Genomic DNA, 24060 nt, shown 5'->3' with positions numbered 1-24060 from the left:
TCCATCGGCCAAGACATGAAAAACATTATCACCAATAGAAACGTCCAATCTTGGTCGCGAAAAATCCATATTTACAGCTCGGTGGCCCTGATGTTGTCGATGCTGTTTTTTGCAGTGACTGGTTTGACTCTCAACCGGCCAGAGCTCTACGTCGCCAAGCCCGATGTCAAAGAGTGGTATGCAGAGCTGCCCACTGCGCTGGCTGAGACTCTCGCAGAGGATCAGCAGCAGTTTGAGGTTGCTGTGATTGATTGGTCAAAGCAGCAGGGCAAACTCAAAGGCATTGTTTCACCGGTGCGCACCTTTACTCGCTATAGCGGTGATGAGTTAGTAGAAGGTGAGGTTGAGTTTGATTTTAAAGGCCCTGGCTATGATGCCAGCGTGTTTATCGATTTGGCTGAGAATGAGGTGGAGTTTCGTGTAACCGATTACGGCACCGTCGCTTGGCTCAACGACCTACACAAGGGTCGTAACACAGGTCCGGCTTGGCACCTGTTTATTGATATTGCTTCAGTCGTGATGCTGCTGTTTATCGTGACTGGTTTTATTTTGTTGTTTCCTAAAAAGAAAACCTTAGTGGTTGCCACTAAATGGTTGTCATTTGGCACCATCGCAACGCTGTTTTCTTACTACTTAAGTTATTAACGGACGGTTTGCATGTTTAACAAAACCCTGTGTGCAGTAGTGCTCTCTAGCTTAGCACTCTCACCGCTAGCCTCGGCTGAAGCGCTTCCTGAGCAAGCGCGAGTATCAGTTCAGTTTGAATTGCCTGAGCTTAATGTCGCCATGTACGCGCGTCCTTATGTCGCGATTTGGGTCGAAGATTCACAAGGTCAGGTGGTGAAAAACATTGCCTTGTGGACAGGTAACCAAACCGAATGGCTTAAAGATATTCGCAGCTGGTGGCGCAAATTCGGTCGCTACAACAGCGAAAAGATTGATGGTATCTCATCAGCAACGCGCGGCGCAGGCAACTACCGCGTCGAGTGGGACGGCCTTAATGAGCAAGGCGAGCGCGTCGAGCAAGGTGAGTACACACTCTTTACCGAGGTGGTGCGAGAGCACGGTGGTCGTGACATTGTTCGCCAATCGATTGAGTTAGGCCAAGAGAGCTTTGTGATCAGCACAACACCGCAAGCCGAGATTGGCGTCATCGAAATCAATTACCAAACAAAATAATCTCTCCAGGAAAAAATAATGAAAAAATTTACCACAGGTCTTTTGGCAGCGGCATTGATCGCACCGTCTCTAGTTAGCGCACACCCACTTTGGATTTTGCCTTCTCACTTTACTGTGTCTAAAGACGATGGTGACTGGGTCACGTTCGACGTTACCGCTTCACACGGTACGTTTGTATTCGATAAGCCAGCTTCGGCACATGGCGCAACTATCGTGATGCCGGATGGTACATCAGCACGTCCCGATCACGTCCTACGCGGCCAGCGTCGCTCAGTGTTTGATTTCTTCTTTGAAGAGCAGGGCACTTACAAGATCGTTAATAACTTTGACCCAATGTACTTGACCACTTATAAGGTCGGTCGTCGTGACACAGTACGCCGCATTCGCGCAAGCAAAGCTGAGCGTGACGCGCAAATCCCTGAAGGCGCGCGCGATATCAGCACTAGTCTAGTTAATCGTCGCTCAGAGAGCTACGTAACTGTAATGGCGCCAAGCACTAAGGCGATTGAGCCAAAGGGTAAAGGTTTTGAGTTTAATCCGATTACTCACCCTTCAGATATCATTGAAAATGAAGAGGTGACGTTTCAATTCCTATTAGACGGTGAGCCACTAGCGGGCGTTGAGTCAACCATCACTCGCGAGGGTACGCTTTACCGTGCAGCGCAAGAAGAGATCACTGTGGTATCAGGTGCAGACGGTAAAGTATCGTTTACGCTAGACCAAGCAGGTCGTTACGTGCTGCAAACCTCAACCCGTACTCCGGTTGAAAACAACCCACTGGCTGATGTGCTCTCAACCAGTTTGTCAGTGACGTTTGAAGCACAGCTCGACTAAGGATCCTTGATGAAATACTTTTTGTTGGCATTTGCCATGATTTCACTGCCAGCTAAGGCCCACTATGGCATGCTGGAGTGTTGGTTTGTCGATGAACGCTCAGGTGTGCTTTGCGAAGCGAGCTGGAGTGATGGCAGTGATGCCTCGAATTACGACCTTGAGCTGTTTGACTACGATGACAACCTGCTTGATCGCCAGCGAACCGACGGCCAATCACTGGCTCGCTTTGAGCTCCCTGAAGATGATTTTTACATCGTCTTCGACCCAGGCCACGAGGCACCAGCAGAAGTGGACATCGTAGAGATCAAGGATAAGTAATGGCGCACACACAAAAAGTATGGCCGGACAATGGCGCTCGAGAAGGGCGCTATATCTTTCTCAGCATTAGTCTGTTGTTGTTGCTGGGGTTGGTGACCATTCCACTTAACCAACGCGATGATGTTGCGGTTGAGCTTGCGGATCATCAGCTAAGAGCCGATCAAATGACGGTGGCCCAGCAAACGCTGCTCAGCCAACTGAAAGTCGCCCATGAAGAAATCGTCGACCTCTATCAAGACAGTGTTGAATTTGAGGACACGCCAATGTGGCCACAAGTTGAGCAACTGGAAGAGCTGTATCTAGCCCCTTTCACCCAAGACCAAAATTGGCGCAGCCTGGCTGAGCTTGACTGGCACAGCTTGGAGGATGGCCGTTATCTTGCGCGGGCGGGCAACGATGACCTGGGTTACCAGACGGTATTGCTTGATAGCCAAGATCAAGATGAGCCCGCAATTTGGCTCCATTTGGCATCGATTCAAACCCCGAACGCCGACCTGGCTCACGGTCAATGGCAACAAGTGGTGTTTGTACAAACTCATCGTCAAGCCCACCATCACTAATATAACGAACGTACGAATATGAAAAATATAATAAAACATAGTGGCCTTCTGTTAGCGCTCGCGATGACTCCACTATTTGCTCAAGCCAAAATGGTCGTCGGCACCACGCTTCACCCTTACTACAGCTATGTGTCTGTGGTGGTAGGTGATAAGGCTGAGGTAATGCCCTTGGTTGATGCAGGTTTTAACGCCCACAACTATCAAGCTCAGCCACAAGACCTGCAGCGATTGGCAAAAATGGATGCGATTGTGATCAATGGCATTGGCCATGATGACTTTGCCCTTGAGGTGATCCGCGCTGCTAACCGCAGCGACCTTGCTGTAATCAATGCCAACAATTCGGTACCATTACTGCCAGCTATGGGCGCCAGTGTCGGCTCGGATGCAGTCAACCCACATACTTTTATCGGCATTACCACCACGATTCAAAAGGTTTACACCATTGCTCAAGAGCTGGGTAAGCTTGACCCAGACAATGCGCGCGAGTATCGCCGCAATGCGCGCAACTATGCCGCGCAGCTACGCCAGCTTAAGCAAAAAACCATGGAGTCGATTACCGGCCTTGACACCCGTGGGATGAAAGTCGCCACCACACACAATGCTTACGACTACCTTCTGCAAGAGTTTGGCATTGGTGTTGATGCGGTGATTGAGCCAGCGCATGGCGTTGAGCCGAGCGCAAGTCAACTGCAAGACACGATCAACCGTATTCGCGACTCGGGGATCAATATCCTGTTTTATGAGCTTGACATGCCTAACCGCTTTGTTGCCACCATAGAAAAAGAAACCGGTGTGCGCCTGTTTCGCTTCTCACACATGACTTACGGTTCGTTTGATAAAGACAAAGTCACGCTTGAGACCACCTCGAATCTAGCAACCTTGGTTGAGGCCATTCACTTCTCGACGGAGCAAGGCTAATGGGACCGAGCATTGAAATCTCAAATATGTCGCTCAGCTACGTGGGCGGCCCGGTGCTGGAGTCGGTCAATCACCAGTTTGCCGGTGGCCAATGCCATGTGCTGATGGGGCCAAACGGCGGCGGTAAAACCTCATTGCTGCGTTCAATCTTGGGTTTGACCCCATTTGCGGGCGATATCAATGTGATATGGCCTGAGCAGCAAGGCAAGATTGGCTATGTGCCACAAAAAGCCACATTCGAAGCCAGCCTGCCACTGACGGTGATGGACTTTGTGCTGCTGAATCAAACCCGTCATCCGCTGTTTTGGCGCCAAAATGCTGCGCATAAGCAGCGTGCAATGCAGCAGCTTGAGCGTGTGGGTATGGCTGATCGCGCCCAGCGACGCATGGGGCAACTTTCTGGTGGTGAGCAGCAGCGTGTTCTCTTTGCTCAGGCCCTACTGGATGATCCTCAGCTTATTATGCTCGATGAGCCAACCACGGGCATGGATGAGCAAGGCGTGCGTTATATTGAGAACCTGATTTCAGAGTTGGTTGCCGACAATCGCACCTTGATTGCCGTGCTGCATGATCCTGAAACGGTGGAAAAGTTACCTTCACCTCAAGTCCATGTTATCAACCGCAAGTTGCTGCGCTCGGGCCCTGCCTCTGAGCTTTTGCAAGCACAAAACTTGGCCACGCTATACCAGCAAAAACCTTATCAAGTCGTGGGAGCCGCCTAATGGAATGGTTACGAGAACTCGCTCAAAGCGCAGCTCACGCGGGCTACCTATCTGAGAGCTTTACTTACGCCTTTGTGGTTAACGCGGTGATTGCGTCCTTGCTAATCGGTCCCATGCTAGGCGGTTTGGGTACGTTAGTGATTGCCAAGCGCCTTGCCTTCTTCTCTGAGGCGGTGGGGCACGCGGCGATGACCGGTATCGCAATTGGTATCTTGCTTGGAGAACCAACCGATAACCCGATCATCAGCTTATTCTGCTTTTCGATGATTTTCGCCCTGCTGCTGCATTACGTACGTAACCGCACGCAAGTGCCTTACGATACCTTAGTTGGTGTGTTTCTTGCCGTGGCACTTGCTGGCGGCGCAGCGCTGCTGATGTATGTTGCGCGTCAGATCAATGTCCATTTACTAGAGAATGTACTGTTTGGTTCAATTTTGACCGTTCAGGACAGTGATATCTATCTATTGGCTATCGCTTCTGCAGTAATTCTTGCTTTATTTTTACCAACATTTAACCGCATGCTGTTAACCTGTATCAGTCCAGATTTGGCCAAGGTACGAGGTTATAAGACGGCGCTGTATGATTATTTGTTTGTCATTATGATCACTCTGATCACGATTGCAGCAGTGAAGATCATCGGCGCGGTCTTGGTGGGTGCACTGCTGTTGATCCCAGGAGCGACCGCGCGATTGATCAGCTCAGATATGGGGACGTTTGTGCGCCGATCAGCGGCGATCTCAACGGTTTCTTGTGTTCTGGGTACGGTGGTTCCAATGGAGCTGGGTTGGTCGATTCCATCCGGTGCGGCGATCATCTTGCTGTGCGCCAGTTTTTTCTTAACAGTGACTCTGTATCGTATCTTGGTCAAAGCATAATTAAGAATGAGAAACAAACATGGTTAAATATTTATTTGTCCTTTTAGCGTGGATGCCTAGCATCGTCAGCGCGGTAACCCTAGTTAGTACTGAAACTCAAGTTAGCACTGAAACTTTGGTCAAGATTGAAAGTATCGAAAGCGCAGAAACCGTTGAAAGCAGTGAAGCAGTCATTGATGCTGAGCCTCAACTTAGCAATGAAGTGTTGGTGGTTAACGAATTATCAGCAGAAGAACAGCCAGCTGCGAATGATGAAGTTCAGCCAGTGGATGTACTGACTTCTTTACCTGCTACCTACATGATCGTAGACCAGCTTACTCAAGGTACGGGACTTAAAGTTGAAAACCTCGCGCCGCCGCGATTTGGCTTTGAGCGTCTACCCGGTTGGTATGAGCAACAAGGCGCTGAGCAGGTGGCAGAGGTGACTGGTCAGGCACAAGTTGTGGTGAGCATGGGCTCAATCTGGCAAGCCGACCCACTTTACCCTCACACTCGAGCGCATAATATTCAGGTGATCAACGTCGATGCTGGCCAAGCTTTGTTGCCAAACGGGCAAGCGGTAACCGCGCTGCACACCCAAGACGGCGTTTCTCCATACGTGTGGCTAAGCGCCGCTAACCTAATGCGCATGACCGAGATCATCGGTGATGATTTCGTTCGCATCTGGCCAGAGCACAAGCAAACCATCTCCGATAACCAAGGTCAGCTATTACAGTCTCTTAAAGAGCTCAGCGCCAGCCAGCAGCGTCAGCTATTTGAAGCAGAAATCGACAGCGTGATCCTGCTTGAAGAGGCCCTAGAAGACTTCGTGCTAGCCAATGATTTATTTGTCTTAGAGCGTAAATTCAAGCCAAACCTCGATTGGAACGAGCAAGACATTGCTGATATCGCCGAATGGGTAAAAGAAGAGCCAGAACTATGGGTCCTAACCACCCGCCCAGTCAACCAACGTCTACTTAAACTCCTGCCTGAAGGCGTATCAGTCTTGCGCATCGACCCACTCGATCGATGGGGCCGAGGTATCCAAGTTGACAATCCACTGCAGCGCTGGAACTTAGACCTTTAATTGAGTTTCACTTCGTTCCGGGGAGCGAGTATCACTTCGTTCCGAGGTTCGAGGGGTCTACCACGCGTGGTTGAACCTCTCGCTTCTCGCCTCCCGACTCTCGCTTCTGCTCTAAGGTCGCGGGGTTCGGGGATCATTTCGTTCCGAGGTGCGAGGGGTTTACCACGCGTGGATGAATCTCTCGCCTTTCGTCTCTGCTCCAACGCATGGCCAACTCCTCGCTCCCCGAAGGGCAAAGCCCGTACTCGAACCTCGCTACTTATTTAGCCACTCAACCGCCATAGCATTTCTCGAACATCCAGAGCATGTTACGCTATTAAAAATAGGTTTGTTTTTTTAGCATTTTATGTCGATTATTCTTGGGATTGATCCCGGTTCACGTATTACAGGTTATGGCGTTATTCGCCAGCAAGGCCGCCATTTGCAGTATTTAGGTAGCGGTTGTATCCGTATGTCAGAAAAAGAGCTGCCGGGTCGATTAAGACAGATCTATGCTGGGGTGAGTGAGCTTATTACCCAGTTTCAGCCTGATGTGTTTGCTATCGAGCAGGTGTTTATGTCGAAAAACGCCGACTCGGCGCTAAAGCTTGGCCAAGCGCGTGGCAGTGCGATTGTTGCGGCGGTGAATGCGGACCTTCCAGTTTATGAGTATGCGGCGAGATTGATCAAGCAGGCTGTAGTTGGCACCGGTGGCGCTGATAAAGCCCAGGTGCAGCATATGGTTCAGCATATGCTCAAACTGCCGGCCAAGCCGCAGGCGGATGCCGCAGATGCGTTGGGTGTGGCGATTTGTCACGCCAATACCAATAAGACCTTAGTTGCCCTGGCAGGTAAAGCCACCTCAGCACGCCGTGGTCGCTATCGTTAATATCCTCAATCCTGCAAGTTACCTGCTATACAGCACGGCATCGAGACTTGTACTGGCTATCCATCCAGTTATTGATTATCATCACTCCACTAACCGAACAACTATAGGAAACCTCCAGTGATTGGACGTCTGCGCGGAACACTGATTGAAAAATTGCCACCAGAAGTATTGATTGAAGTGAATGGGATTGGCTATGAAGTCCAAATGCCAATGAGCTGCTTCTACGAGCTGCCGAACGTTGGCGAAGAAGCCATCATCTACACCCACTTTGTGGTGCGTGAAGATGCTCAGCTGCTGTATGGCTTCAATACGGTGAAAGAGCGCGCGCTATTCCGTGAGGTGATCAAAGCCAATGGTGTAGGGCCAAAACTGGGTCTTGGCATCTTGTCGGGTATGACGGCAACGCAGTTTGTTGCGTGTGTAGAGCGCGAGGATATTTCGACCTTGGTTAAGTTGCCGGGCGTAGGTAAAAAGACCGCTGAGCGCTTGGTGGTAGAGATGAAAGACCGCCTTAAAGGCTGGGGTGAGGGCGATCTGTTTACACCTCATACCGATGCCGCGCCGATGGATTCAGCCGTGCCAAGTCAGAACAACGAAGAAGAAGCCGTCAGCGCACTACTTGCACTTGGCTACAAGCCGACCCAAGCTTCTAAGGTGATCTCCCAAGTTGCTAAAGACGGTATGTCGAGCGAAGAGCTGATCCGCGAAGCATTGAAGTCAATGGTATAAGTGTCAAACCGGTCAAAAGTTGAAATGTCATGATTGAAGCCGATCGTTTAATCGCCCCAGAGAACCCAGTATTTAAAGACGAAGACGTGATTGATCGCGCCATTCGTCCCAAAAAGCTCCAAGATTATCAGGGGCAAGACCATGTCCGTGATCAGATGGAGATCTTCATCAAAGCGGCGCAGCTGCGCAGTGAAGCGCTCGATCACTTGTTGATCTTTGGCCCTCCGGGCCTGGGTAAAACCACGCTCGCTAATATCGTTGCCAATGAGATGGAAGTGAACATTCGTACCACCTCAGGCCCTGTGTTGGAAAAAGCCGGTGATCTGGCCGCGCTCCTGACCAACCTCGAAGAAAACGATGTCCTGTTTATCGATGAGATCCACCGCCTAAGCCCAATGGTGGAAGAGGTCCTGTATCCTGCGATGGAGGACTATCAGCTCGATATTATGATCGGTGAGGGGCCAGCAGCGCGCTCAATCAAGATCGATTTGCCTCCGTTTACCCTAATTGGTGCTACCACCCGTGCAGGCTCACTGACCTCGCCACTGCGCGATCGCTTTGGTATCACCCAGCGCCTTGAGTACTACAAGATCCCCGACTTGCAGCATATCGTCCAGCGCAGCGCCGATTGCCTCGGCTTATCGATGGACCCAGATGGCGCACTTGAAGTAGCAAGACGCGCCCGCGGTACCCCACGTATCGCCAACCGCCTGCTACGCCGCGTACGCGACTACGCCGAAGTAAAAGGCGATGGCCATATCAGCGCTGATGTTGCAGATAAAGCGCTCAACATGCTAGACGTCGACGCCGAAGGCTTTGACTACATGGACCGCAAACTCCTACTCGCCATTATGGAGAAGTTTGGTGGCGGCCCGGTTGGCCTAGATAACATGGCCGCAGCCATTGGTGAAGAGAAGGACACCATCGAAGATGTTCTGGAGCCTTATCTGATTCAGCAAGGCTACTTGCAGCGTACGCCACGTGGCCGCATCGCAACTGATCGCGCCTACTTACACTTCGGCCTAGAAAAATAGAGGCGAGAAGCGAGATTCGAGAGGCGAGGGGTTTATCACGCGTGACTAGCTCCTCGCACCACGGAACGTAATGATACTCGTGCCCTGCGTCTGAATTCAGAAGCGAGAGTCTAGATTCGAGAGGTGAGGGGACTTCCCGCAAGTGATAAACCCCTCGAACCCCGGAACGAAGTGTAACCCGCACCTCGGAACGCAGTGATACTCGCGCGCCCCGCGCGCGCTGTGCGCGCCGTCACAATGTTACATTTTGGTTTTCATTATTGACTTAGCCTGGCTAGATAAATATGTTGCAAGTGTGTTCCAATTCACGCTTGCAGCAGTTCCTTTCACCACATCTGTGTAACAGCCTCTAGAAAAAGCGATTGACTTGCGTCAATTTGATGCTTTTTTATGCAATTTAACCTTTCAAATCTTGATCCTCATCAAGGCGTAATTTCGCAAGAAACTTTTTGAAACGCTCCCGATTAATCAGTAATATTAGCTCCAGCTATATTAGTTATCGCTTAACAAAAATACAACATTGCGATACATGGCGGCAACAATCGCGCAAAAGGATTGCAATATTATGAGTCGCTAAGCGATAGCTAATGGAATTTAGTGTTTAGAAAGTGCCATTCAGCCGGCACAAAGGAGTAATAATGTTCGACATCGACGTAGTGGATCTGTCGCGGTTGCAGTTTGCAATTACCGCGATGTATCACTTCCTCTTCGTACCATTGACTCTCGGTCTAGCTTTCTTGCTAGCCATCATGGAGTCTTTGTACGTTATGACCGACAAGCAAATCTATAAGGACATGACCAAGTTCTGGGGTAAGCTTTTCGGTATCAACTTTGCCCTTGGTGTTGCCACGGGTCTGACCATGGAGTTCCAATTCGGTACTAACTGGTCGTATTATTCGCATTATGTTGGGGACATCTTCGGTGCGCCGCTTGCCATCGAGGCCCTGGTTGCCTTCTTCCTCGAATCTACCTTTGTCGGTCTATTCTTCTTTGGCTGGGATCGCCTGTCCAAGCGCCAACACTTGGCGGTAACTTGGCTAGTTGCGCTTGGCTCTAACTTCTCTGCACTGTGGATCTTGGTGGCGAATGGCTGGATGCAAAACCCAGTCGGCGCTGAGTTCAACTTTGAAACCATGCGTATGGAGATGGTGAGCTTTGCTGAGGTAGTGCTCAACCCAGTTGCTCAGGTGAAATTTGTTCACACGGTTGCATCGGGCTACACCACAGGTGCGATGTTCGTTCTTGCAATCAGCTCATACTACCTACTGAAAGGGCGTGACATCGCCTTTGCTCGTCGTTCGTTTGCGATTGCTGCGTCTTTTGGTATGGCGTCAATCATCTCGGTTATCGTCCTGGGTGATGAATCTGGTTATGAGCTAGGTGACGTGCAAAAAGTCAAGCTGGCTGCGATTGAGTCAGAATGGCACACTGAGCCTGCGCCTGCGCCATTTACTGTATTCGGTATTCCTAACCAAGAGACCATGGAAACCGACTACGCAATCAAGATCCCTTACCTAATGGGTATCATCGCGACGCGTTCTCTGGATAAAGAGGTAACGGGTCTGCGCGATCTGCGTGAAGAGCATATCGATCGTATCCGTAACGGTATGTACGCTTATGAGCTACTTGAGCAACTGCGCGCTGGTAACAAGTCTGAAGCCAATATGGCGGCTTTCGATGAAGTCAAAGGCGACCTTGGTTACGGCATGCTGCTTAAGCGCTACACCGATGCGGTTGTCGACGCAACAGAAGATCAGATCCAAGCTGCAGCGGATGACTCCATTCCTACCGTATGGCCGCTATTCTGGTCGTTCCGCATTATGGTGGGCTGTGGCCTGATCATGCTGTTTGTCTTTGGTGCGGCGTTTGTTCAAACCTGTCGTCAGAAGATCGAGCAGAAACAGTGGGTACTTAAAGCCGCGCTTTGGAGTTTGCCACTACCTTGGATTGCGGTAGAAGCCGGTTGGTTCGTTGCCGAATATGGTCGTCAGCCATGGGCAGTGGGTGAGATCCTACCGGTTAGCGTGGCCGCATCGGCACTAACTGCAGGTCAAATCTGGACATCACTGTTTGCGATCATCGCACTTTACACAGTGTTCTTGATTGCAGAGGTTTACCTAATGCTGAAGTTCGCACGTAAAGGCCCTAGCAGCCTGAAAACGGGCCGCTACCACTTTGAACAAAACGCCACGACTGTCGAAGACAAGCTTGGCCGTCAAGTTGAAGCGTAATACAAGGAGAGATGTATGTTTGATTACGAAGTGTTGCGATTCATCTGGTGGGTACTGATTGGTGTCCTACTAGTCGGCTTCGCGATTACCGATGGTTTTGATATGGGTGTGGGTGCCCTAGTCCCATTTGTGGGTAAAACCGACAACGAGCGCCGCGTGATGATCAACTCGATCGCGCCGCACTGGGATGGTAACCAAGTTTGGCTTATTACCGCAGGTGGTGCACTGTTTGCAGCCTGGCCATTGGTTTACGCGACGTCTTTCTCTGGCTTCTATTTTGCGATGATCATTACTTTGGCCGCGCTTTGGCTGCGTCCAATCGGCCTTGATTACCGCTCGAAAATTGAAGATCCAAAATGGCGTGAAGCGTGGGATTGGGGCATTTTTGTCAGCGGCTTTGTACCACCGGTTATCTTCGGTGTGGCATTTGGTAACCTGCTGCAGGGCGTTCCGTTCCAGCTCAGTGACTTCTTGATGCCAACCTATCACGGCTCATTCTTTGGCCTGCTCAACCCATTTGCTCTGCTATGTGGTTTTGTCAGCCTATTTATGATTGTGATGCAAGGCGCGACTTGGCTACAGATGAAGACCACCTCTGATGTTCACACTCGCTCGCGCAATGTGGCTCAGATCACCGGTATCCTTACCGTGGTGTGCTTTGTTCTAGCGGGTTTCTGGGTTCAGTCTATTGAAGGCTACGTGATCGTAGGTGGCATTGACACCAACGCAGCGTCTAATCCACTTAACAAAGAGGTTATCCGTGAAGCGGGTGCGTGGATGCGCAACTTCGAGCAATACCCACTGTTGTGGTTAGCGCCAGCACTGGGTGTGTTTATGCCTCTTCTAGCCGTGGTAGCTTCACGCTTTGAGAAGTGTGGCTTTGCCTTCCTAACCTCAAGCTTGGGTAACGCAGGTATCATCCTGACAGCGGGCTTTGCTATGTTCCCATTTGTGATGCCATCTGATTTGGTGCCTTCACACAGCTTGACCATGTGGGATGCCACCTCAAGTGAACTGACGCTGAACCTGATGACCGCAGTTGCGGCTGTGATGGTGCCTATTATTCTGGCTTACACATCTTGGACTTACTACAAGATGTTTGGTCGCCTTGATGACAAGTTCATCGAAGAAAACAAAAACTCACTGTATTAAGGAGTCGAAGCTATGTGGTATTTTGCATGGATTCTAGGTGTACTGTTGGCGTGTGCGTTCGGCATCATCAACGCGCTATGGCTAGAGCACACTGAAATGATGGATAAAGACAGTGAGTGATCTGAATCACCAGATTCAGTCGTTACATAAGCCATTGGACAGGGCGCCGATGCGCGTCTTGTCCTTGCTGCTGGGCTTCTTCCATGTCGCGATGCTGATGTGGGAGCCTGAGCTGTATAGTCAGGCGATAGGGGGCTTCAATGCGTTGATCGCGCCTTTGATGATCCTTGCGCTGTGCAGCAGCATGATCTTTGGGATTGGTTTTCAGCCACGCTTTTGGCTGTGGCAGTTACTCTTCAGTCCCTATATATCACTGTCAGTATTATTCTATTTGTCGGTTGCTTACGTGCTATAAACCGGTCAAAAAAGTTAGTAAATGTTAATAAAAAAACGCCAGCCGAAAGGTTGGCGTTTTTTTATGCATTTTCAGTGCGATAACATGATATATTCAAGCAAAAATGTACTTAAATGCTAAACACTTACTAATACTTTGCGTTATAGTAAGTTTTTCAAGTGGAACCCAAATGGATAACATTTTGCATACTTCTGATAACCCTTTTCATTGGCCTGTCACTATTTACTACGAAGATACGGACGCAGGTGGTGTGGTGTATCACGCTAATTACGTCAAGTATTTCGAGCGGGCGAGAACAGAGTTATTGCGTTCAGTTAACATCTCGCAACATGTGTTGCTGGAACAAAAGATTGGTTTTGTAGTCCGACATATGGATATCGATTTTTTACAATCAGGGCGACTTGACGATCAACTTACAGTAAGCACATATATTCATGAATTGAAAAAGGTTTCGCTGACTTTCTGTCAAGAGATTGTCAATCCCGCAGGGAAAACTTTGTGCCGTGCCATCGTTAAGATAGCATGTGTGGATATTGATAAGTTAAGGCCGACGGCCATACCAAACGAGCTACTTTTGGAGTTAACCGCAAGTGACCGCTGATATTTCTTTTTTCGACCTCTTTTTACAAGCAAGCGTGCTGGTGCAACTGGTGATGCTGACCCTACTTGGTATGTCAGTGATCTCTTGGGCGATGATCATCAAACGCAGCAAAGCGATCAAACAAGCCTCCAAAGAAGCTGAAGACTTTGAAGACAAATTCTGGTCAGGCAACGATCTGGCCATCATCTACCAGGGCATGAAGTCGCGCAAAGACGAACTAGCTGGTAATGAAGAGATCTTCTACTCAGGCTTTACCGAATTTGCGCGCCTGCGCAAGACCAACCCAGACGCGCCTGACTTCGTTATGGAAGCAACCGGCCGTGCGATGCGCGTAGCGGTAGCTCGTGAAGTTGATGATCTGGAAACCAACCTGCCTTTTCTTGCTACCGTTGGCTCAATCAGCCCATACATTGGTCTGTTCGGTACGGTATGGGGCATCATGCACGCGTTTATCGCCCTCGGTGAGGTGAAACAAGCGACTCTAGCCATGGTTGCACCGGGTATCGCTGAGGCATTGATCGCGACGGCGATGGGTCTATTCGCAGCAATTCCAGCCGTTATGGCCTACAACAGCCTAAGTAACAAAGTGGGTAAACTTGAGCACTCGTACGCGACGTTCTCAGAAGAGTTCCACACGATCCTTCATCGCCAGGCAATGGCGGCTAAGGATCAACACTGAACAGAGCTCTTGAGGATTAAACATGGCGGGTTATCAACCTAAAAAACGTAAGATGACAGCAGAGATTAACGTTGTGCCTTACATCGATGTGATGTTGGTACTGCTGATCATCTTTATGGTGACGTCACCCTTTATTACTCAAGGGGTGGACGTTGAGCTGCCGAAGACGTCGGCGGCCAAGCCTGCATCGGAACTGGCAGGTGAATCCGAGTCAAGCTTTATCATTGTGGAAATCGATCACAACGGCAACCTGGGATTGAGTGTTAACGATGAAGAAGTGATGCGCGGCTTGGGGATTCAAGACATTATTGTCCGTGTTCGAGCTGAGCTTTCGCTTAAGCCAGACTCTCCAGTGGCGGTAGGCGGTGATGCTGCAACGCCTTATGCCGATGTGGTGTTGGTGCTGGATGAGTTGAGCCGAGCAGGAATCGAGAAAGTTGGCTTGTTAACGGACATCAAGGAGTAGATGCAGTTTACCATGCGAGAAAAGAGAACCAAGAATCACGGATTGGGTAAGCCTTTGGCGATCTCTTTCAGTATCCACGCAGCGGTGATTGCAGGATTACTGTTTGGCACGGATTTTTCAATGTCGCCGCCAGAGCCACAGCGCCAGGTTGTACAAGCCGTGGTGGTGGACCCGTCTGCGGTTCGTCAGCAAGCGCAGCAGATCCGCGCTGAGCGCCAGGCTGCCGCCAAACGCGAGCAAGACCGACTTGAAAAGCTGCGCCGCGAGAGCGAGCAACTGGAGAAGAATCGCCGCGCCGAAGAGGAGCGGATTCGTCGTCTGAAAGAGCAGCAAGCACGTGAAGCCAAGGCCGCTCGTGAGGCTGAGATCCAGCGTAAGAAGGTTGAGCAAGAGCGCAAAGCCGAAGAGGCGCGAGTTAAGCAAGAGCAAGAGCGGGTGCGTAAAGAGCAAGAGCGCGTCAAACAAGAGCAGGAGCGTGTTCGTCAAGAACAAGAGCGAGCAGCCAAGCTTGAGGCTGAGCGCAAAGCCAAAGAAGAAGCGATTCGTGTTGCGGAAGCTGAGCGTGTGGCGCGTGAAAAAGCCGCCCGAGAGGCCGAAGAGCGTGCTCGCGTAGAGCGTGAAGCGGCAGAAAAAGCCGAAGCCGAACGCATTGAGCAAGAGCGCGCAGCCAAAGAAGCCGCAGAAAAAGCACGCCAAGAGCAAGAGCGTCTAGACAGACTCGAGCGTGAGCGCAAAGAGCAAGAAGCGGCACTGAATGACATTTTTGCCGGCATGGAAGCCGAGTCACAAAGCAATCAAGCGGCGCAGTCGCGTCACAACCAGTCTGAGGTGCAGCGATACAGTGCTATCTACACCCAGCTGATTCAGCAGAACTTGCTGCTTGAAGACCGCTTTGTGGGAAAGTCTTGCCGAGTGAATCTGCGTCTGATCCCAACTGGTTCAGGCGCTATCGTGGGTAACATCAGTATTGAGAGTGGCGATCGTCATTTGTGTAATGCGAGTAAACGCGCGATTGCACAGGTGTCGTCATTCCCAATGCCGACGAATCAGCCAGCGGTGATAGAACAGTTAAAAAACATCAATTTAACCGTTCGACCAGAGTAAGATTCACATCGCTATGACTTTAGAGTATAGGCGAGATAGTATTGTTACAGCCTTAGAGTTTGACTCTATGACCCGTGGACAAAATACAACAGAAAGGAACAAGCTTGTGATAAAGCGTGTATTTTTAGGACTTATCCTAACCCTCACCGCAGCGGTCTCCACCGCCCATGCGGCTTTGGAGCTGGTGATCACCGACGGGATCAACTCAGCGCGTCCGATCGCGGTTGTCCCATTTAAATGGGAAGGGGCCGCGCCACTTCCTGAAGATATCTCTGGCGTGATTGCCTCTGACTTGCAGCGCAGTGGTAAATTTAACCCATTACGTGTCAGCACTATGCCACAAACGCCTAACGATGAGCATGAAGTTGATTTCGATCAGTGGATTGCGACGGGCGTTGATGCGATTGTGGTCGGTTCAATCACGCAGAACCAAGCCGGTGATTACCGCGTGAACTATCAGTTGATCGATGTGGTCCGTGGTCAGTTGACCCAAGGTGAGTCGCGTAGCCTCTCTGCCGATGGCAAGCTGGTTGCATCGCGTGATCACGTGATGTTCAACAAGGTGGCGACGGTGCCAAAAAGTCGCATGCGCGACTACGCCCACCGTATTTCTGATTTGATCTATGAAGAGCTGACTGGTGAAAAGGGCGCGTTCCGTACTCGTATCGCGTATGTGGTAGGTCAAGAAGATGCTCAGTACCCGTATCAACTGCGTGTTGCAGACTACGACGGCTATAATGAGCGCCTTGTATTGCGCTCAAAGCAGCCATTGATGTCGCCTGCATGGTCACCTGACGGCAGCAAACTTGCTTACGTGAGCTTCCAAAATGGCCAGTCTGAAATCTTTATGATGGATATCTACACCGGTGAGCGTGAGAAATTAACCTCCTTCCCGCGTCATAACGGTGCGCCGCGCTTCTCGCCAGATGGCAACAAGCTTGCGGTGGTTTTATCTAAGTCAGGCAGCTTGCATGTCTATACCCTAGACCTTAAGACCCGCCAGCTTGAACAGCTGACCACCGGACGCTCAAACAACACCGAGCCATACTGGACGCCAGACGGTAAAAGCCTTGTGTTCACCTCTGATCGTGGAGGTCGCCCACAGATATATCAAATCGCGTCTAATGGCGGCACGCCCAAGCGAATTACTTGGCAGGGCTCACAAAACCTCAGTGGTCAAATCACCCCAGATGGTCGTTTTATGGTGATGGTAAACCAGAATAATGCTGGTCAATTTAACCTTGCCAAACAAGACCTAGAGACAGGAGCGGTACAGATCCTGACGGAGACGCTTCTTGACGAATCACCAAGCCTTGCGCCAAACGGCAGCATGGTGATATACAGCTCGATGCATAATCAGGCGAATGTTCTATCCATGGTGTCCATTGATGGACGTTTTAAAGCTCGTTTACCATTGACTAACGGTCGTGTACGTGCGCCCGCTTGGTCCCCATTTTTAAAATAAATACAAAAGGAATAATTAGATGCAATTTAGCAAAGTGTTTAAAAGCTTGATGATTGCTTTGCCGGTTATCGCAATGACGGCATGTAGTTCAAGTGATGAAGCAGTAAACGCTGAAGGTTCTTCAACGGATTATGAAACTAACCAACCGGCTGCAGAAACGCCACAAACAGATAACACTGTGGTTTCTCCAATCGATGACGGCAAGGATGCACTGACAGAGCAAGAGCTGCAACAACAAGCACTTGCTGAGATGTCAACCATCTACTTTGCATTCGATAACGCCTCGATCTCAGGCGACTACGAAGAAGTGCTTGCGTCACACGCAGCGTTCCTAGTTTCTAATCCAGCTAAAGATGTGACTATCGAAGGTCACGCCGATGAGCGCGGTACCCCTGAGTACAACATCGCACTGGGTGAGCGCCGTGCTGAAGCGGTAGCCAAATACCTACAAGCTCTGGGTGTTCAACCTGATCAAGTATCTATCGTAAGCTACGGTGAAGAGAAACCAGTCGCCTTCGGTCAGTCAGAAGAAGCGTACGCTCAAAACCGTCGCGCAGTATTGGTATACTAATCAACCGCTCGGTTTAATACACACAGAAGGAGAGTGGTGCCATGGCTATTGAGCGCATCATTACAACGGGTCGAGTTTTTACTCTTTCAGGTTTAGCTCTTGCGCTGTCGGGTGCGGCGATTGCCGCGCCTGCTCCTGTCGCAGACATTACCGCGACCACCGCCACAGTAACGGCGACCGCGACCAATACGGCAGCGGTCAGTGGCGCTGAAACCGAAGTTCAACGCCTAGAGCGCGTTCTTGAAAGTCGCAACCGCACGCAAGCGCGTATGCAGATGCAGATGGACGAGATGGCTCAGGAGATCAGTGAACTTCGGGGTCAGCTTGAGCAAAATAGCTACGAGCTGCAGCAGATGCTTCAGCGTCAGCGCGAGCTGTTTATCGAGCTAGATAAAGTCCGTACTCAGGCGCCAGCAGTCGCTGTCGTACCTGTCGAGTCTGATGAGGACGACGCACCTATCGGTGGCAAGGCGACATCGAATGCTGGTGAGCAGCAAGCCTACCAAGAAGCGGTAGACTTGGTGCTGAAAAAGCGTGACTACTCTGCGGCGATTGTGGCGTTCCAGGAGTTCCAAGAGGAATATCCGGATTCGACCTACAGCGCCAACGCGCATTACTGGCTTGGTCAGCTTTATTTTGCTAAGAAACAAGATAAAGACGCGGTGAAGAGTTTTGCGGCCGTGGTGTCACACAAAGACTCAAACAAGCGCGCTGACGCGATTTTGAAGCTTGGTGAGATCGCGCGTCGTAATGACAATATGGATGCGGCGAAAAAATACTATCAGCAGGTTATCTCTGAATACCCAGACAGTGCCTCGGCAAAACTGGCGAGAGAGCGCATCAAATAGCGCGTAATATGTTGATTTTACATTAAGGCGGCCCTAGGGTCGCCTTTGTATTTTCCACTGAGTAAACCTGTTGCCTTGCAACCTTTGATCCGACATTTCACAGGGTGTACAATCGCGTAATCGTTGTAACATTGAGAGCCCGGGCCATGAGCCATATCCTAGATAAAATCGATACTGTTTACCCTTTCCCACCTAAACCGATGCCACTGTCGGACGAGGAAAAGGCGCAGTACGTTGCAAGCATCAAAGCATTATTAGAAGCAAAAGATGCGGTTCTGATTGCACACTATTACACAGACCCTGAAATCCAAGCCCTTGCGGAAGAGACTGGCGGCTTTGTCGGCGATTCTCTGGAAATGGCCAAATTTGGTAACCGTCATTCAGCCAGTACCCTAATCATTGCGGGCGTGCGCTTTATGGGCGAATCGGCGAAAATCCTCACGCCAGAAAAAACCATCCTAATGCCAACGCTAGAGGCAGAGTGTTCACTCGATCTTGGCTGTCCTGAAGACAAGTTCACCGAATTTTGCGACGCGCACCCTGACCACACGGTTGTAGTTTATGCCAACACATCAGCGGCGGTGAAAGCCCGCGCTGACTGGGTGGTGACGTCAAGTATTGCCCTTGAAATCGTTGAGCACCTTGATGAAGAAGGCAAGAAAATCATCTGGGGTCCGGATCGCCATCTAGGCTCTTACATCTCAAATCAAACAGGCGCTGAGATGCTGCTGTGGAATGCGGAGTGTGTGGTTCACGATGAGTTCTCTGCCGATGCGCTGCGCAAGATGAAAAACGTCTATCCTGACGCCGCTATCTTGGTTCACCCTGAGTCACCAGCGAGTGTTGTTGAGCTTGCCGATGCAGTGGGTTCAACCAGTCAGTTGATCAAAGCTGCCAAAGAGCTGCCACATAAGCAGATGATTGTCGCAACCGATAAAGGCATCTTCTTTAAGATGCAACAGCTGGTGCCAGAGAAAGAGCTGATTGAAGCGCCAACGGCAGGTGCTGGCGCGACATGTCGCAGCTGCGCTCACTGTCCTTGGATGGCGATGAATGGCCTTAAAGCGATTGAGCAAGCGCTACGCGAAGGCGGTGCTGAGCACGAAATCTTTGTTGATGAGCAAGTACGCGTTAAATCACTTATCCCACTCAATCGTATGCTGGATTTTGCTGAGCAGTTGAACATTAAGGTCAAAGGCAACGCGTAAGGCGTCGTTAAGGCGAAAACCGTCTTTGAAGCATAAAAAAGCAGAGCTCGATTGGCTCTGCTTTTTTTGATCTTGCTAGGCTTGTTCTGTTCAGGCCTAGTCGTCTTGCGCTTGTGCTAGCGCTTGACCACGCTGCGATAGGCCACAAATCATCACCGGGATAGCGTTAAAGATCTCTTCAAATTGCTCCAAGCCTTCCATACCTTGCTCTTTAAGGGTGGTGAGCGACGTCAGTGGGTCGTATAGCATGGATAGAGACAGCAGCACGCCACCAAGTAGGGCGTTGTCTTCACTGTCCTCTGGCATCAGGGTTTCCCAGTCATCACGGCTGAGTTGCCAACCTTGCAGCATGCCCTCACAAAACTCGCGTGTCTCCTCACTGACAATATCTTCTTCATCCAGCGTACAAGCTTGTGGCCACTGCCATGTGCCTTCAAGCAGTTGAGGGCCAGTCTCGTTCCAAATGTTGATCACCAGCTGGATATACTCCTCAAGCTGAGCGCCATCGCTAAATGGCGCTTGTTCCTCGCCGCCCCACAAGAAGGGTAGCCATTCATTGACCTCAAGTAGGTAAGGGGCGCTCGCCATTGCGGTGATAAAACCACGCGTTTGCGCTTCGCTTAGTAACTTATCTTGCAGCTCGTTCGTTGCAATCAGTTCAGATAGGGTCACTTTAGATTCCATTTATTGCTGAGTGTGTTTACAGGGCAGTTTAGCAAGCCAAGGAAGAAAAATCAGGCAAAATAGCTTGCCAGATCAGATGTGTGTAGTTAGCTTTGAATAGAGGCTAAGCAATAATCACGACCAATAGCCGCATTGGAACGACTCAACTACAGCTATGGATAGCATGGCAAGGGATAGCGCATACCGATGGAACAGACGTCGTCATTAAGGCGTAAAAGCAAATTTGCACTTAGTGTGTATCTCATCATTATCATTACCGTGATTGGTAGCGTGGTCTACAAGGTGGTGGAGCCACCTGTGCGCGAGCAGCTCCAGCATAGTCTGGACCTACGTACTATGCTGTTATCAGCAGAAATTGAGCAGCAGCTAAATAACTCATTGGTAATTCTGAACAATATCAGTAGTGTCGGCGAGTCAGGCCTGAACGCGTTTGGTCAGCGAGAGCTGCTCTATTCGACCTTTGCCAATAACACAGGCATTGCCGTCAGTGGCGGCTTATGGCCTGAGCCCGAGCACACCGAGCGCGGTAAAGTTTATCAAAGTCTGTTTTTTAACCGCGCCTCTGATGGGCTGGTTGAGCAAATCTATTCGTGGAATAACCCCGCGAGCGGTGGATACGACCAAGAGGGGTGGTATCGCAGTGCGATCAACCAGCCTTCTGGTGAGGTTGTCTGGTCACCAGTATATATCGACCCCTTTACCCATGTTCAGATGATCACCGCATCGGCTGCCTACTATGTTGAGGGGCAGTTTGCCGGTGTCGCGACGGTGGACATCTCTCTTGTTGACTTAATAGAGAGTGTTCGCCAGCACGCAGAACAATATAATATCGGTCTGGTGCTCAACGATGGCTTTGGCGAGACGATTATTCATCACAACTACAAGGTGGTGGAGAACATCTATATTTGCCAGCATACCTTTGGTGATTTTAATTGGCAGGTCAATGTGGTCAACTCGCAGTACCTAGTTAAAGATCAGGTCTTTCATCTGGTTTCGCAGATTGAGGCTGGTGTTATTCCCATCCTCTTGCTGTGTATCCTATTGGGATACTACCTACTGAGCCACTATTTGATTCGACCGATTGTCTCAATCGCGACCTGTGTGCAGGGCAGTAAACAGAGCGATACCATAGATATCGATTATCGCAGCCAAGATGAGATCCGTTTTTTGATTGATAGCTTCAATCAAAAAACCGTGTTTCTCGAGGATGAGCGACGTCAAGCCCAGGTCTCAACAGAGGCTAAGAGCGCGTTTCTAGCGACCCTGTCCCATGAGATCCGCACGCCAATGAATGGGGTGCTCGGCACCGCGCAGATCCTGCTCAAGAGCGATCTTAACCCTGAGCAGCGAAAAATGATGCGCATGCTGTATGACTCGGGCGATCATATGATGACGCTGCTCAATGAGATCCTCGATTTCTCCAAGATAGAGCAGGGGCAGCTTGAGCTAGATAACAGCGCTTTCCCACTCGATAACATCATTGGCAGTATCAACAGCGTCTATCACACCCTGTGCACCGAGAAAGGCCTCGACTTTAGGATCCGTACCGAGGTGCCTCACGATCGCTGGTATTACACCGATAAGGCGCGTCTGCGCCAGGTATTGTTCAACCTACTCAACAACGCCGTTAAGTTTACCTCGCATGGCTTTATCGAGGTGTACATGAAAGAGCTTCACGTAGGAGAGAGCCACTTTTTAAGTATCCGTGTGCGTGATACCGGGATTGGCATCACCAAAGAAGCACTCGAGAAGGTTTTCTCCCCATTTCAGCAAGCAGAATCTACCACCACCCGCCGTTTTGGTGGCACCGGGCTTGGCCTTGCGATCGTTAAGCAGCTTGTCGAGCTTATGGGCGGCAGTATCACCTTAAGCAGTGAGGTCGGGATTGGTTCAAGCTTTGAAGTTGTGGTTAAGGTTGAGCTCGCAACACCAGCAGCGCCGCCAGTGTCGATTGAGCAAAGTAAGACCTTTAAGGGCCTTAAAGCCCTTATCGTTGAGGATAACCGCACCAACGCGATCATTATTGAAGGTATCTTAAAAGGTAAGCTTTTTGATATCTGCGTGGTTGAAAACGGTCAATTGGCGGTTGAAAAGCTCACCCATCAGTCATTTGATTTGGTGATGATGGATAACCATATGCCTGTGATGGACGGAATTGAGGCCACAAGACGAATTCGCACCTTAGATAACGCCATGAGTGAGGTATTGATCCTTGGCTGTACCGCGGATGTGTTTGAGGAAACTAAGCAGCGTATGTTGGCCGCGGGTGTTGACCACATCATTCCCAAACCAATGAAAGAAAAAGAGTTGGATGATGCGCTTTACTTTTACGCAGATAAGCTACGCCAGTTCCAACAACACGCACACTCTTCTGCAGCGATTGGCTATAGCGATGACCTAGAAGCCATAGTGGTAGATCTGAGTATCTCAATCGACAATCAAGCCTATGACCAAGCTCAAAAGGCGTTAGATAGCCTATTTCCGATGCTTGCCGTCGAGAATACCGAAGGCAAACGATTGCTTAAGTCGCTTCAGTTATCTATCGAGCAAAAACAGCCACCATCGAAGGAGCTGATGGACAATTTGGTTGTTCACATTTTGAGTTGGCAGTCATAACTTCTGCCTTAATGGCAGATACTAGTGTATCTCGCTGCTTATTATTTTATATTCAATATCATAATCTAAATTTTTTATGCTCTAATAGCGCCATCGTCTGGTCGTCATTGGCTGGGCTTTTTTATGCCTGTTGATCCGCCGTGCCTATCCTGTGCTGATTGATAAGAGCCTGATTTTAAGTCGTGTTATTGGAGCCTAAAGAGAATGAAAGCGCGAGCGCCGTTCTGTATTCGCAACGCTGCAGCAGATACTTTTGCTATGGTGGTTTTTTGTTTTGTCACCGGGATGGTCATTGAGATTCTGATCTCAGGCATGAGTTTCCAACAGTCACTGGCCTCAAGAACGCTCTCTATCCCAGTTAATATTGCGATTGCTTTCCCGTATGGCCTGTTCCGTGATTTTTGCTTGCGCCAAGGAAAGCGACTCTCAGAGACGCCACTGATGCGCAATATCTCAGACTTAGTCGCCTACGTACTGTTCCAATCACCGGTTTACGCACTGATTCTGCTGGCCGTTGGCGCATCAAGCGAGCAAATCATTACTGCGGTTTCAAGTAATGCAGTGGTATCGTGCGGCATGGGCGTCCTGTACGGCTACTTCCTTGACATGTGCCGCCGCTGGTTCCGTGTCCCAGGTTATCAGCGCCAATCAGTGTAAATTGCTCAATCAATCAGCGAGATAGCTAAATATTCGCCACTTGGTACGCAAAAGCCGATTTTTTTCCAATATCTGCTTGACCAAACAGCCCTGAATCATTAAATTAGCGCCTCGTTGGCACGCGATGCCAACCCAATCAAAATACGGTGAGTTGTCCGAGTGGCTGAAGGAGCACGCCTGGAAAGTGTGTATACGGCAACGTATCGAGAGTTCGAATCTCTCACTCACCGCCACATTCTAAGAGGTCTGATTTATCAGGC

27 protein-coding genes and 1 tRNA gene are annotated in these 24060 nt (G+C 50.0%); 27 read left to right on the top strand and 1 reads right to left on the bottom strand.

The window, feature by feature from the left end:
• Nucleotides 1-15: 15 nt before the first annotated feature.
• The 24 genes from ACZ5R2_RS21535 (at nucleotide 16) to nadA (ending at nucleotide 19843) form a co-directional block, all read left to right on the top strand.
• Nucleotides 16-645, top strand: coding sequence for a PepSY-associated TM helix domain-containing protein (locus tag ACZ5R2_RS21535; protein ID WP_464902580.1), 630 nt, complete (start codon nucleotides 16-18; stop codon nucleotides 643-645).
• 12 nt (nucleotides 646-657) lie between these two features.
• On the top strand, nucleotides 658-1179 hold the full coding sequence (locus ACZ5R2_RS21530; RefSeq protein WP_464902581.1) for a DUF2271 domain-containing protein: 522 nt from the start codon (nucleotides 658-660) through the stop codon (nucleotides 1177-1179).
• A gap of 18 nt (nucleotides 1180-1197) precedes the next feature.
• Complete coding sequence (locus ACZ5R2_RS21525) at nucleotides 1198-2013, top strand: DUF4198 domain-containing protein (RefSeq protein ID WP_464902582.1); 816 nt, start codon at nucleotides 1198-1200, stop codon at nucleotides 2011-2013.
• Nucleotides 2014-2022: 9 nt separating this feature from the next.
• Nucleotides 2023-2331, top strand: a complete 309-nt coding sequence (locus ACZ5R2_RS21520) for a hypothetical protein (RefSeq protein WP_464902583.1) — start codon at nucleotides 2023-2025, stop codon at nucleotides 2329-2331.
• Nucleotides 2331-2891, top strand: coding sequence for a DUF6162 family protein (locus tag ACZ5R2_RS21515; protein WP_464902584.1), 561 nt, complete (start codon nucleotides 2331-2333; stop codon nucleotides 2889-2891). The genes ACZ5R2_RS21520 and ACZ5R2_RS21515 overlap by 1 nt, the downstream gene beginning before the upstream one ends.
• A gap of 18 nt (nucleotides 2892-2909) precedes the next feature.
• A complete protein-coding gene (locus ACZ5R2_RS21510) occupies nucleotides 2910-3809 on the top strand; it encodes a metal ABC transporter solute-binding protein, Zn/Mn family (protein WP_464902585.1) in 900 nt (299 codons plus the stop codon).
• Nucleotides 3809-4531, top strand: coding sequence for a metal ABC transporter ATP-binding protein (locus ACZ5R2_RS21505; RefSeq protein WP_464902586.1), 723 nt, complete (start codon nucleotides 3809-3811; stop codon nucleotides 4529-4531). The genes ACZ5R2_RS21510 and ACZ5R2_RS21505 overlap by 1 nt, the downstream gene beginning before the upstream one ends.
• Nucleotides 4531-5406, top strand: a complete 876-nt coding sequence (locus ACZ5R2_RS21500; protein WP_464902587.1) for a metal ABC transporter permease — start codon at nucleotides 4531-4533, stop codon at nucleotides 5404-5406. The genes ACZ5R2_RS21505 and ACZ5R2_RS21500 overlap by 1 nt, the downstream gene beginning before the upstream one ends.
• 19 nt (nucleotides 5407-5425) lie before the next feature.
• Nucleotides 5426-6472: a metal ABC transporter solute-binding protein, Zn/Mn family gene (locus ACZ5R2_RS21495; RefSeq protein WP_464902588.1), complete on the top strand. Its 1047-nt coding sequence runs from the start codon at nucleotides 5426-5428 to the stop codon at nucleotides 6470-6472.
• A gap of 346 nt (nucleotides 6473-6818) precedes the next feature.
• Nucleotides 6819-7340, top strand: a complete 522-nt coding sequence (gene ruvC, locus ACZ5R2_RS21490) for a crossover junction endodeoxyribonuclease RuvC (protein ID WP_438457099.1) — start codon at nucleotides 6819-6821, stop codon at nucleotides 7338-7340.
• Nucleotides 7341-7457: 117 nt separating this feature from the next.
• The gene (gene ruvA / locus ACZ5R2_RS21485) at nucleotides 7458-8069 is read left to right on the top strand and encodes a Holliday junction branch migration protein RuvA (protein WP_464902589.1); all 612 of its coding nucleotides are present in this window, start codon (nucleotides 7458-7460) and stop codon (nucleotides 8067-8069) included.
• 29 nt (nucleotides 8070-8098) lie between these two features.
• A complete protein-coding gene (gene ruvB, locus ACZ5R2_RS21480; protein ID WP_464902590.1) occupies nucleotides 8099-9103 on the top strand; it encodes a Holliday junction branch migration DNA helicase RuvB in 1005 nt (334 codons plus the stop codon).
• 638 nt (nucleotides 9104-9741) lie between these two features.
• Nucleotides 9742-11334, top strand: a complete 1593-nt coding sequence (gene cydA / locus ACZ5R2_RS21475; RefSeq protein ID WP_438457102.1) for a cytochrome ubiquinol oxidase subunit I — start codon at nucleotides 9742-9744, stop codon at nucleotides 11332-11334.
• Nucleotides 11335-11349: 15 nt separating this feature from the next.
• Nucleotides 11350-12486 carry a cytochrome d ubiquinol oxidase subunit II gene (gene cydB, locus ACZ5R2_RS21470; RefSeq protein WP_464902591.1) on the top strand — a complete coding sequence of 379 codons (1137 nt, stop codon included), beginning with the start codon at nucleotides 11350-11352 and terminating at the stop codon, nucleotides 12484-12486.
• Between the two features lie 12 nt (nucleotides 12487-12498).
• Entirely contained in the window at nucleotides 12499-12606 is a 108-nt protein-coding gene (gene cydX, locus ACZ5R2_RS21465; RefSeq protein ID WP_000270285.1) for a cytochrome bd-I oxidase subunit CydX, read from the top strand.
• The gene (gene ybgE / locus ACZ5R2_RS21460; RefSeq protein ID WP_464902592.1) at nucleotides 12599-12901 is read left to right on the top strand and encodes a cyd operon protein YbgE; all 303 of its coding nucleotides are present in this window, start codon (nucleotides 12599-12601) and stop codon (nucleotides 12899-12901) included. Before cydX ends, ybgE begins: the two co-directional genes overlap by 8 nt.
• A 169-nt stretch (nucleotides 12902-13070) precedes the next feature.
• Entirely contained in the window at nucleotides 13071-13502 is a 432-nt protein-coding gene (gene ybgC / locus ACZ5R2_RS21455) for a tol-pal system-associated acyl-CoA thioesterase (protein ID WP_464902593.1), read from the top strand.
• Nucleotides 13492-14181, top strand: a complete 690-nt coding sequence (gene tolQ, locus ACZ5R2_RS21450) for a protein TolQ (RefSeq protein ID WP_438474822.1) — start codon at nucleotides 13492-13494, stop codon at nucleotides 14179-14181. Before ybgC ends, tolQ begins: the two co-directional genes overlap by 11 nt.
• Nucleotides 14182-14203: 22 nt before the next feature.
• On the top strand, nucleotides 14204-14647 hold the full coding sequence (locus ACZ5R2_RS21445) for an ExbD/TolR family protein (RefSeq protein ID WP_464902594.1): 444 nt from the start codon (nucleotides 14204-14206) through the stop codon (nucleotides 14645-14647).
• A gap of 12 nt (nucleotides 14648-14659) precedes the next feature.
• Nucleotides 14660-15751 (top strand): cell envelope integrity protein TolA, encoded by a 1092-nt coding sequence (gene tolA, locus ACZ5R2_RS21440; RefSeq protein ID WP_464903653.1) that lies wholly within the window; start codon nucleotides 14660-14662, stop codon nucleotides 15749-15751.
• Between the two features lie 106 nt (nucleotides 15752-15857).
• Nucleotides 15858-17216 (top strand): Tol-Pal system beta propeller repeat protein TolB, encoded by a 1359-nt coding sequence (gene tolB / locus ACZ5R2_RS21435; protein ID WP_464902595.1) that lies wholly within the window; start codon nucleotides 15858-15860, stop codon nucleotides 17214-17216.
• Nucleotides 17217-17235: 19 nt separating this feature from the next.
• On the top strand, nucleotides 17236-17787 hold the full coding sequence (gene pal / locus ACZ5R2_RS21430) for a peptidoglycan-associated lipoprotein Pal (RefSeq protein WP_464902596.1): 552 nt from the start codon (nucleotides 17236-17238) through the stop codon (nucleotides 17785-17787).
• A 41-nt stretch (nucleotides 17788-17828) separates the two neighbouring features.
• Nucleotides 17829-18635: a tol-pal system protein YbgF gene (gene ybgF, locus ACZ5R2_RS21425; RefSeq protein WP_464902597.1), complete on the top strand. Its 807-nt coding sequence runs from the start codon at nucleotides 17829-17831 to the stop codon at nucleotides 18633-18635.
• A gap of 146 nt (nucleotides 18636-18781) precedes the next feature.
• A complete protein-coding gene (gene nadA / locus ACZ5R2_RS21420) occupies nucleotides 18782-19843 on the top strand; it encodes a quinolinate synthase NadA (RefSeq protein WP_464902598.1) in 1062 nt (353 codons plus the stop codon).
• A gap of 96 nt (nucleotides 19844-19939) precedes the next feature.
• Here the strand turns inward: nadA and ACZ5R2_RS21415 are convergent, their stop codons facing one another.
• The gene (locus tag ACZ5R2_RS21415) at nucleotides 19940-20527 is read right to left on the bottom strand and encodes a UPF0149 family protein (RefSeq protein WP_464902599.1); all 588 of its coding nucleotides are present in this window, start codon (nucleotides 20525-20527) and stop codon (nucleotides 19940-19942) included.
• A gap of 186 nt (nucleotides 20528-20713) precedes the next feature.
• Between ACZ5R2_RS21415 and ACZ5R2_RS21410 the strand changes: the two genes are divergently transcribed.
• From ACZ5R2_RS21410 to ACZ5R2_RS21400, 3 genes are all read left to right on the top strand, one after another.
• Nucleotides 20714-23143 carry a hybrid sensor histidine kinase/response regulator gene (locus tag ACZ5R2_RS21410; protein ID WP_464902600.1) on the top strand — a complete coding sequence of 810 codons (2430 nt, stop codon included), beginning with the start codon at nucleotides 20714-20716 and terminating at the stop codon, nucleotides 23141-23143.
• Between the two features lie 204 nt (nucleotides 23144-23347).
• On the top strand, nucleotides 23348-23800 hold the full coding sequence (locus ACZ5R2_RS21405; protein ID WP_464902601.1) for an L-alanine exporter AlaE: 453 nt from the start codon (nucleotides 23348-23350) through the stop codon (nucleotides 23798-23800).
• Between the two features lie 145 nt (nucleotides 23801-23945).
• A tRNA-Ser gene (locus tag ACZ5R2_RS21400) sits at nucleotides 23946-24033 on the top strand.
• Nucleotides 24034-24060 lie beyond the last annotated feature (27 nt).

The sequence above is a fragment of the Vibrio sabulosilitoris genome (assembly GCF_055391395.1).
This window is presented reverse-complemented; position numbering and strand designations above follow the sequence as displayed.

Excerpts from the sequence above, each read along its gene's own strand:
- ACZ5R2_RS21535 (WP_464902580.1), top strand. The coding sequence starts at position 16 with ATGAAAAACATTATCACCAATAGAAACGTCCAATCTTGGTCGCGAAAA.
- ACZ5R2_RS21530 (WP_464902581.1), top strand. The coding sequence starts at position 658 with ATGTTTAACAAAACCCTGTGTGCAGTAGTGCTCTCTAGCTTAGCACTC.
- ACZ5R2_RS21525 (WP_464902582.1), top strand. The coding sequence starts at position 1,198 with ATGAAAAAATTTACCACAGGTCTTTTGGCAGCGGCATTGATCGCACCG.
- ACZ5R2_RS21520 (WP_464902583.1), top strand. The coding sequence starts at position 2,023 with ATGAAATACTTTTTGTTGGCATTTGCCATGATTTCACTGCCAGCTAAG.
- ACZ5R2_RS21515 (WP_464902584.1), top strand. The coding sequence starts at position 2,331 with ATGGCGCACACACAAAAAGTATGGCCGGACAATGGCGCTCGAGAAGGG.
- ACZ5R2_RS21510 (WP_464902585.1), top strand. The coding sequence starts at position 2,910 with ATGAAAAATATAATAAAACATAGTGGCCTTCTGTTAGCGCTCGCGATG.
- ACZ5R2_RS21505 (WP_464902586.1), top strand. The coding sequence starts at position 3,809 with ATGGGACCGAGCATTGAAATCTCAAATATGTCGCTCAGCTACGTGGGC.
- ACZ5R2_RS21500 (WP_464902587.1), top strand. The coding sequence starts at position 4,531 with ATGGAATGGTTACGAGAACTCGCTCAAAGCGCAGCTCACGCGGGCTAC.
- ACZ5R2_RS21495 (WP_464902588.1), top strand. The coding sequence starts at position 5,426 with ATGGTTAAATATTTATTTGTCCTTTTAGCGTGGATGCCTAGCATCGTC.
- ruvC (WP_438457099.1), top strand. The coding sequence starts at position 6,819 with ATGTCGATTATTCTTGGGATTGATCCCGGTTCACGTATTACAGGTTAT.
- ruvB (WP_464902590.1), top strand. The coding sequence starts at position 8,099 with ATGATTGAAGCCGATCGTTTAATCGCCCCAGAGAACCCAGTATTTAAA.
- cydA (WP_438457102.1), top strand. The coding sequence starts at position 9,742 with ATGTTCGACATCGACGTAGTGGATCTGTCGCGGTTGCAGTTTGCAATT.
- cydB (WP_464902591.1), top strand. The coding sequence starts at position 11,350 with ATGTTTGATTACGAAGTGTTGCGATTCATCTGGTGGGTACTGATTGGT.
- cydX (WP_000270285.1), top strand. The coding sequence starts at position 12,499 with ATGTGGTATTTTGCATGGATTCTAGGTGTACTGTTGGCGTGTGCGTTC.
- ybgC (WP_464902593.1), top strand. The coding sequence starts at position 13,071 with ATGGATAACATTTTGCATACTTCTGATAACCCTTTTCATTGGCCTGTC.
- ACZ5R2_RS21445 (WP_464902594.1), top strand. The coding sequence starts at position 14,204 with ATGGCGGGTTATCAACCTAAAAAACGTAAGATGACAGCAGAGATTAAC.
- tolA (WP_464903653.1), top strand. The coding sequence starts at position 14,660 with ATGCGAGAAAAGAGAACCAAGAATCACGGATTGGGTAAGCCTTTGGCG.
- pal (WP_464902596.1), top strand. The coding sequence starts at position 17,236 with ATGCAATTTAGCAAAGTGTTTAAAAGCTTGATGATTGCTTTGCCGGTT.
- ybgF (WP_464902597.1), top strand. The coding sequence starts at position 17,829 with ATGGCTATTGAGCGCATCATTACAACGGGTCGAGTTTTTACTCTTTCA.
- nadA (WP_464902598.1), top strand. The coding sequence starts at position 18,782 with ATGAGCCATATCCTAGATAAAATCGATACTGTTTACCCTTTCCCACCT.
- ACZ5R2_RS21415 (WP_464902599.1), bottom strand. The coding sequence starts at position 20,527 with ATGGAATCTAAAGTGACCCTATCTGAACTGATTGCAACGAACGAGCTG.
- ACZ5R2_RS21410 (WP_464902600.1), top strand. The coding sequence starts at position 20,714 with ATGGAACAGACGTCGTCATTAAGGCGTAAAAGCAAATTTGCACTTAGT.
- ACZ5R2_RS21405 (WP_464902601.1), top strand. The coding sequence starts at position 23,348 with ATGAAAGCGCGAGCGCCGTTCTGTATTCGCAACGCTGCAGCAGATACT.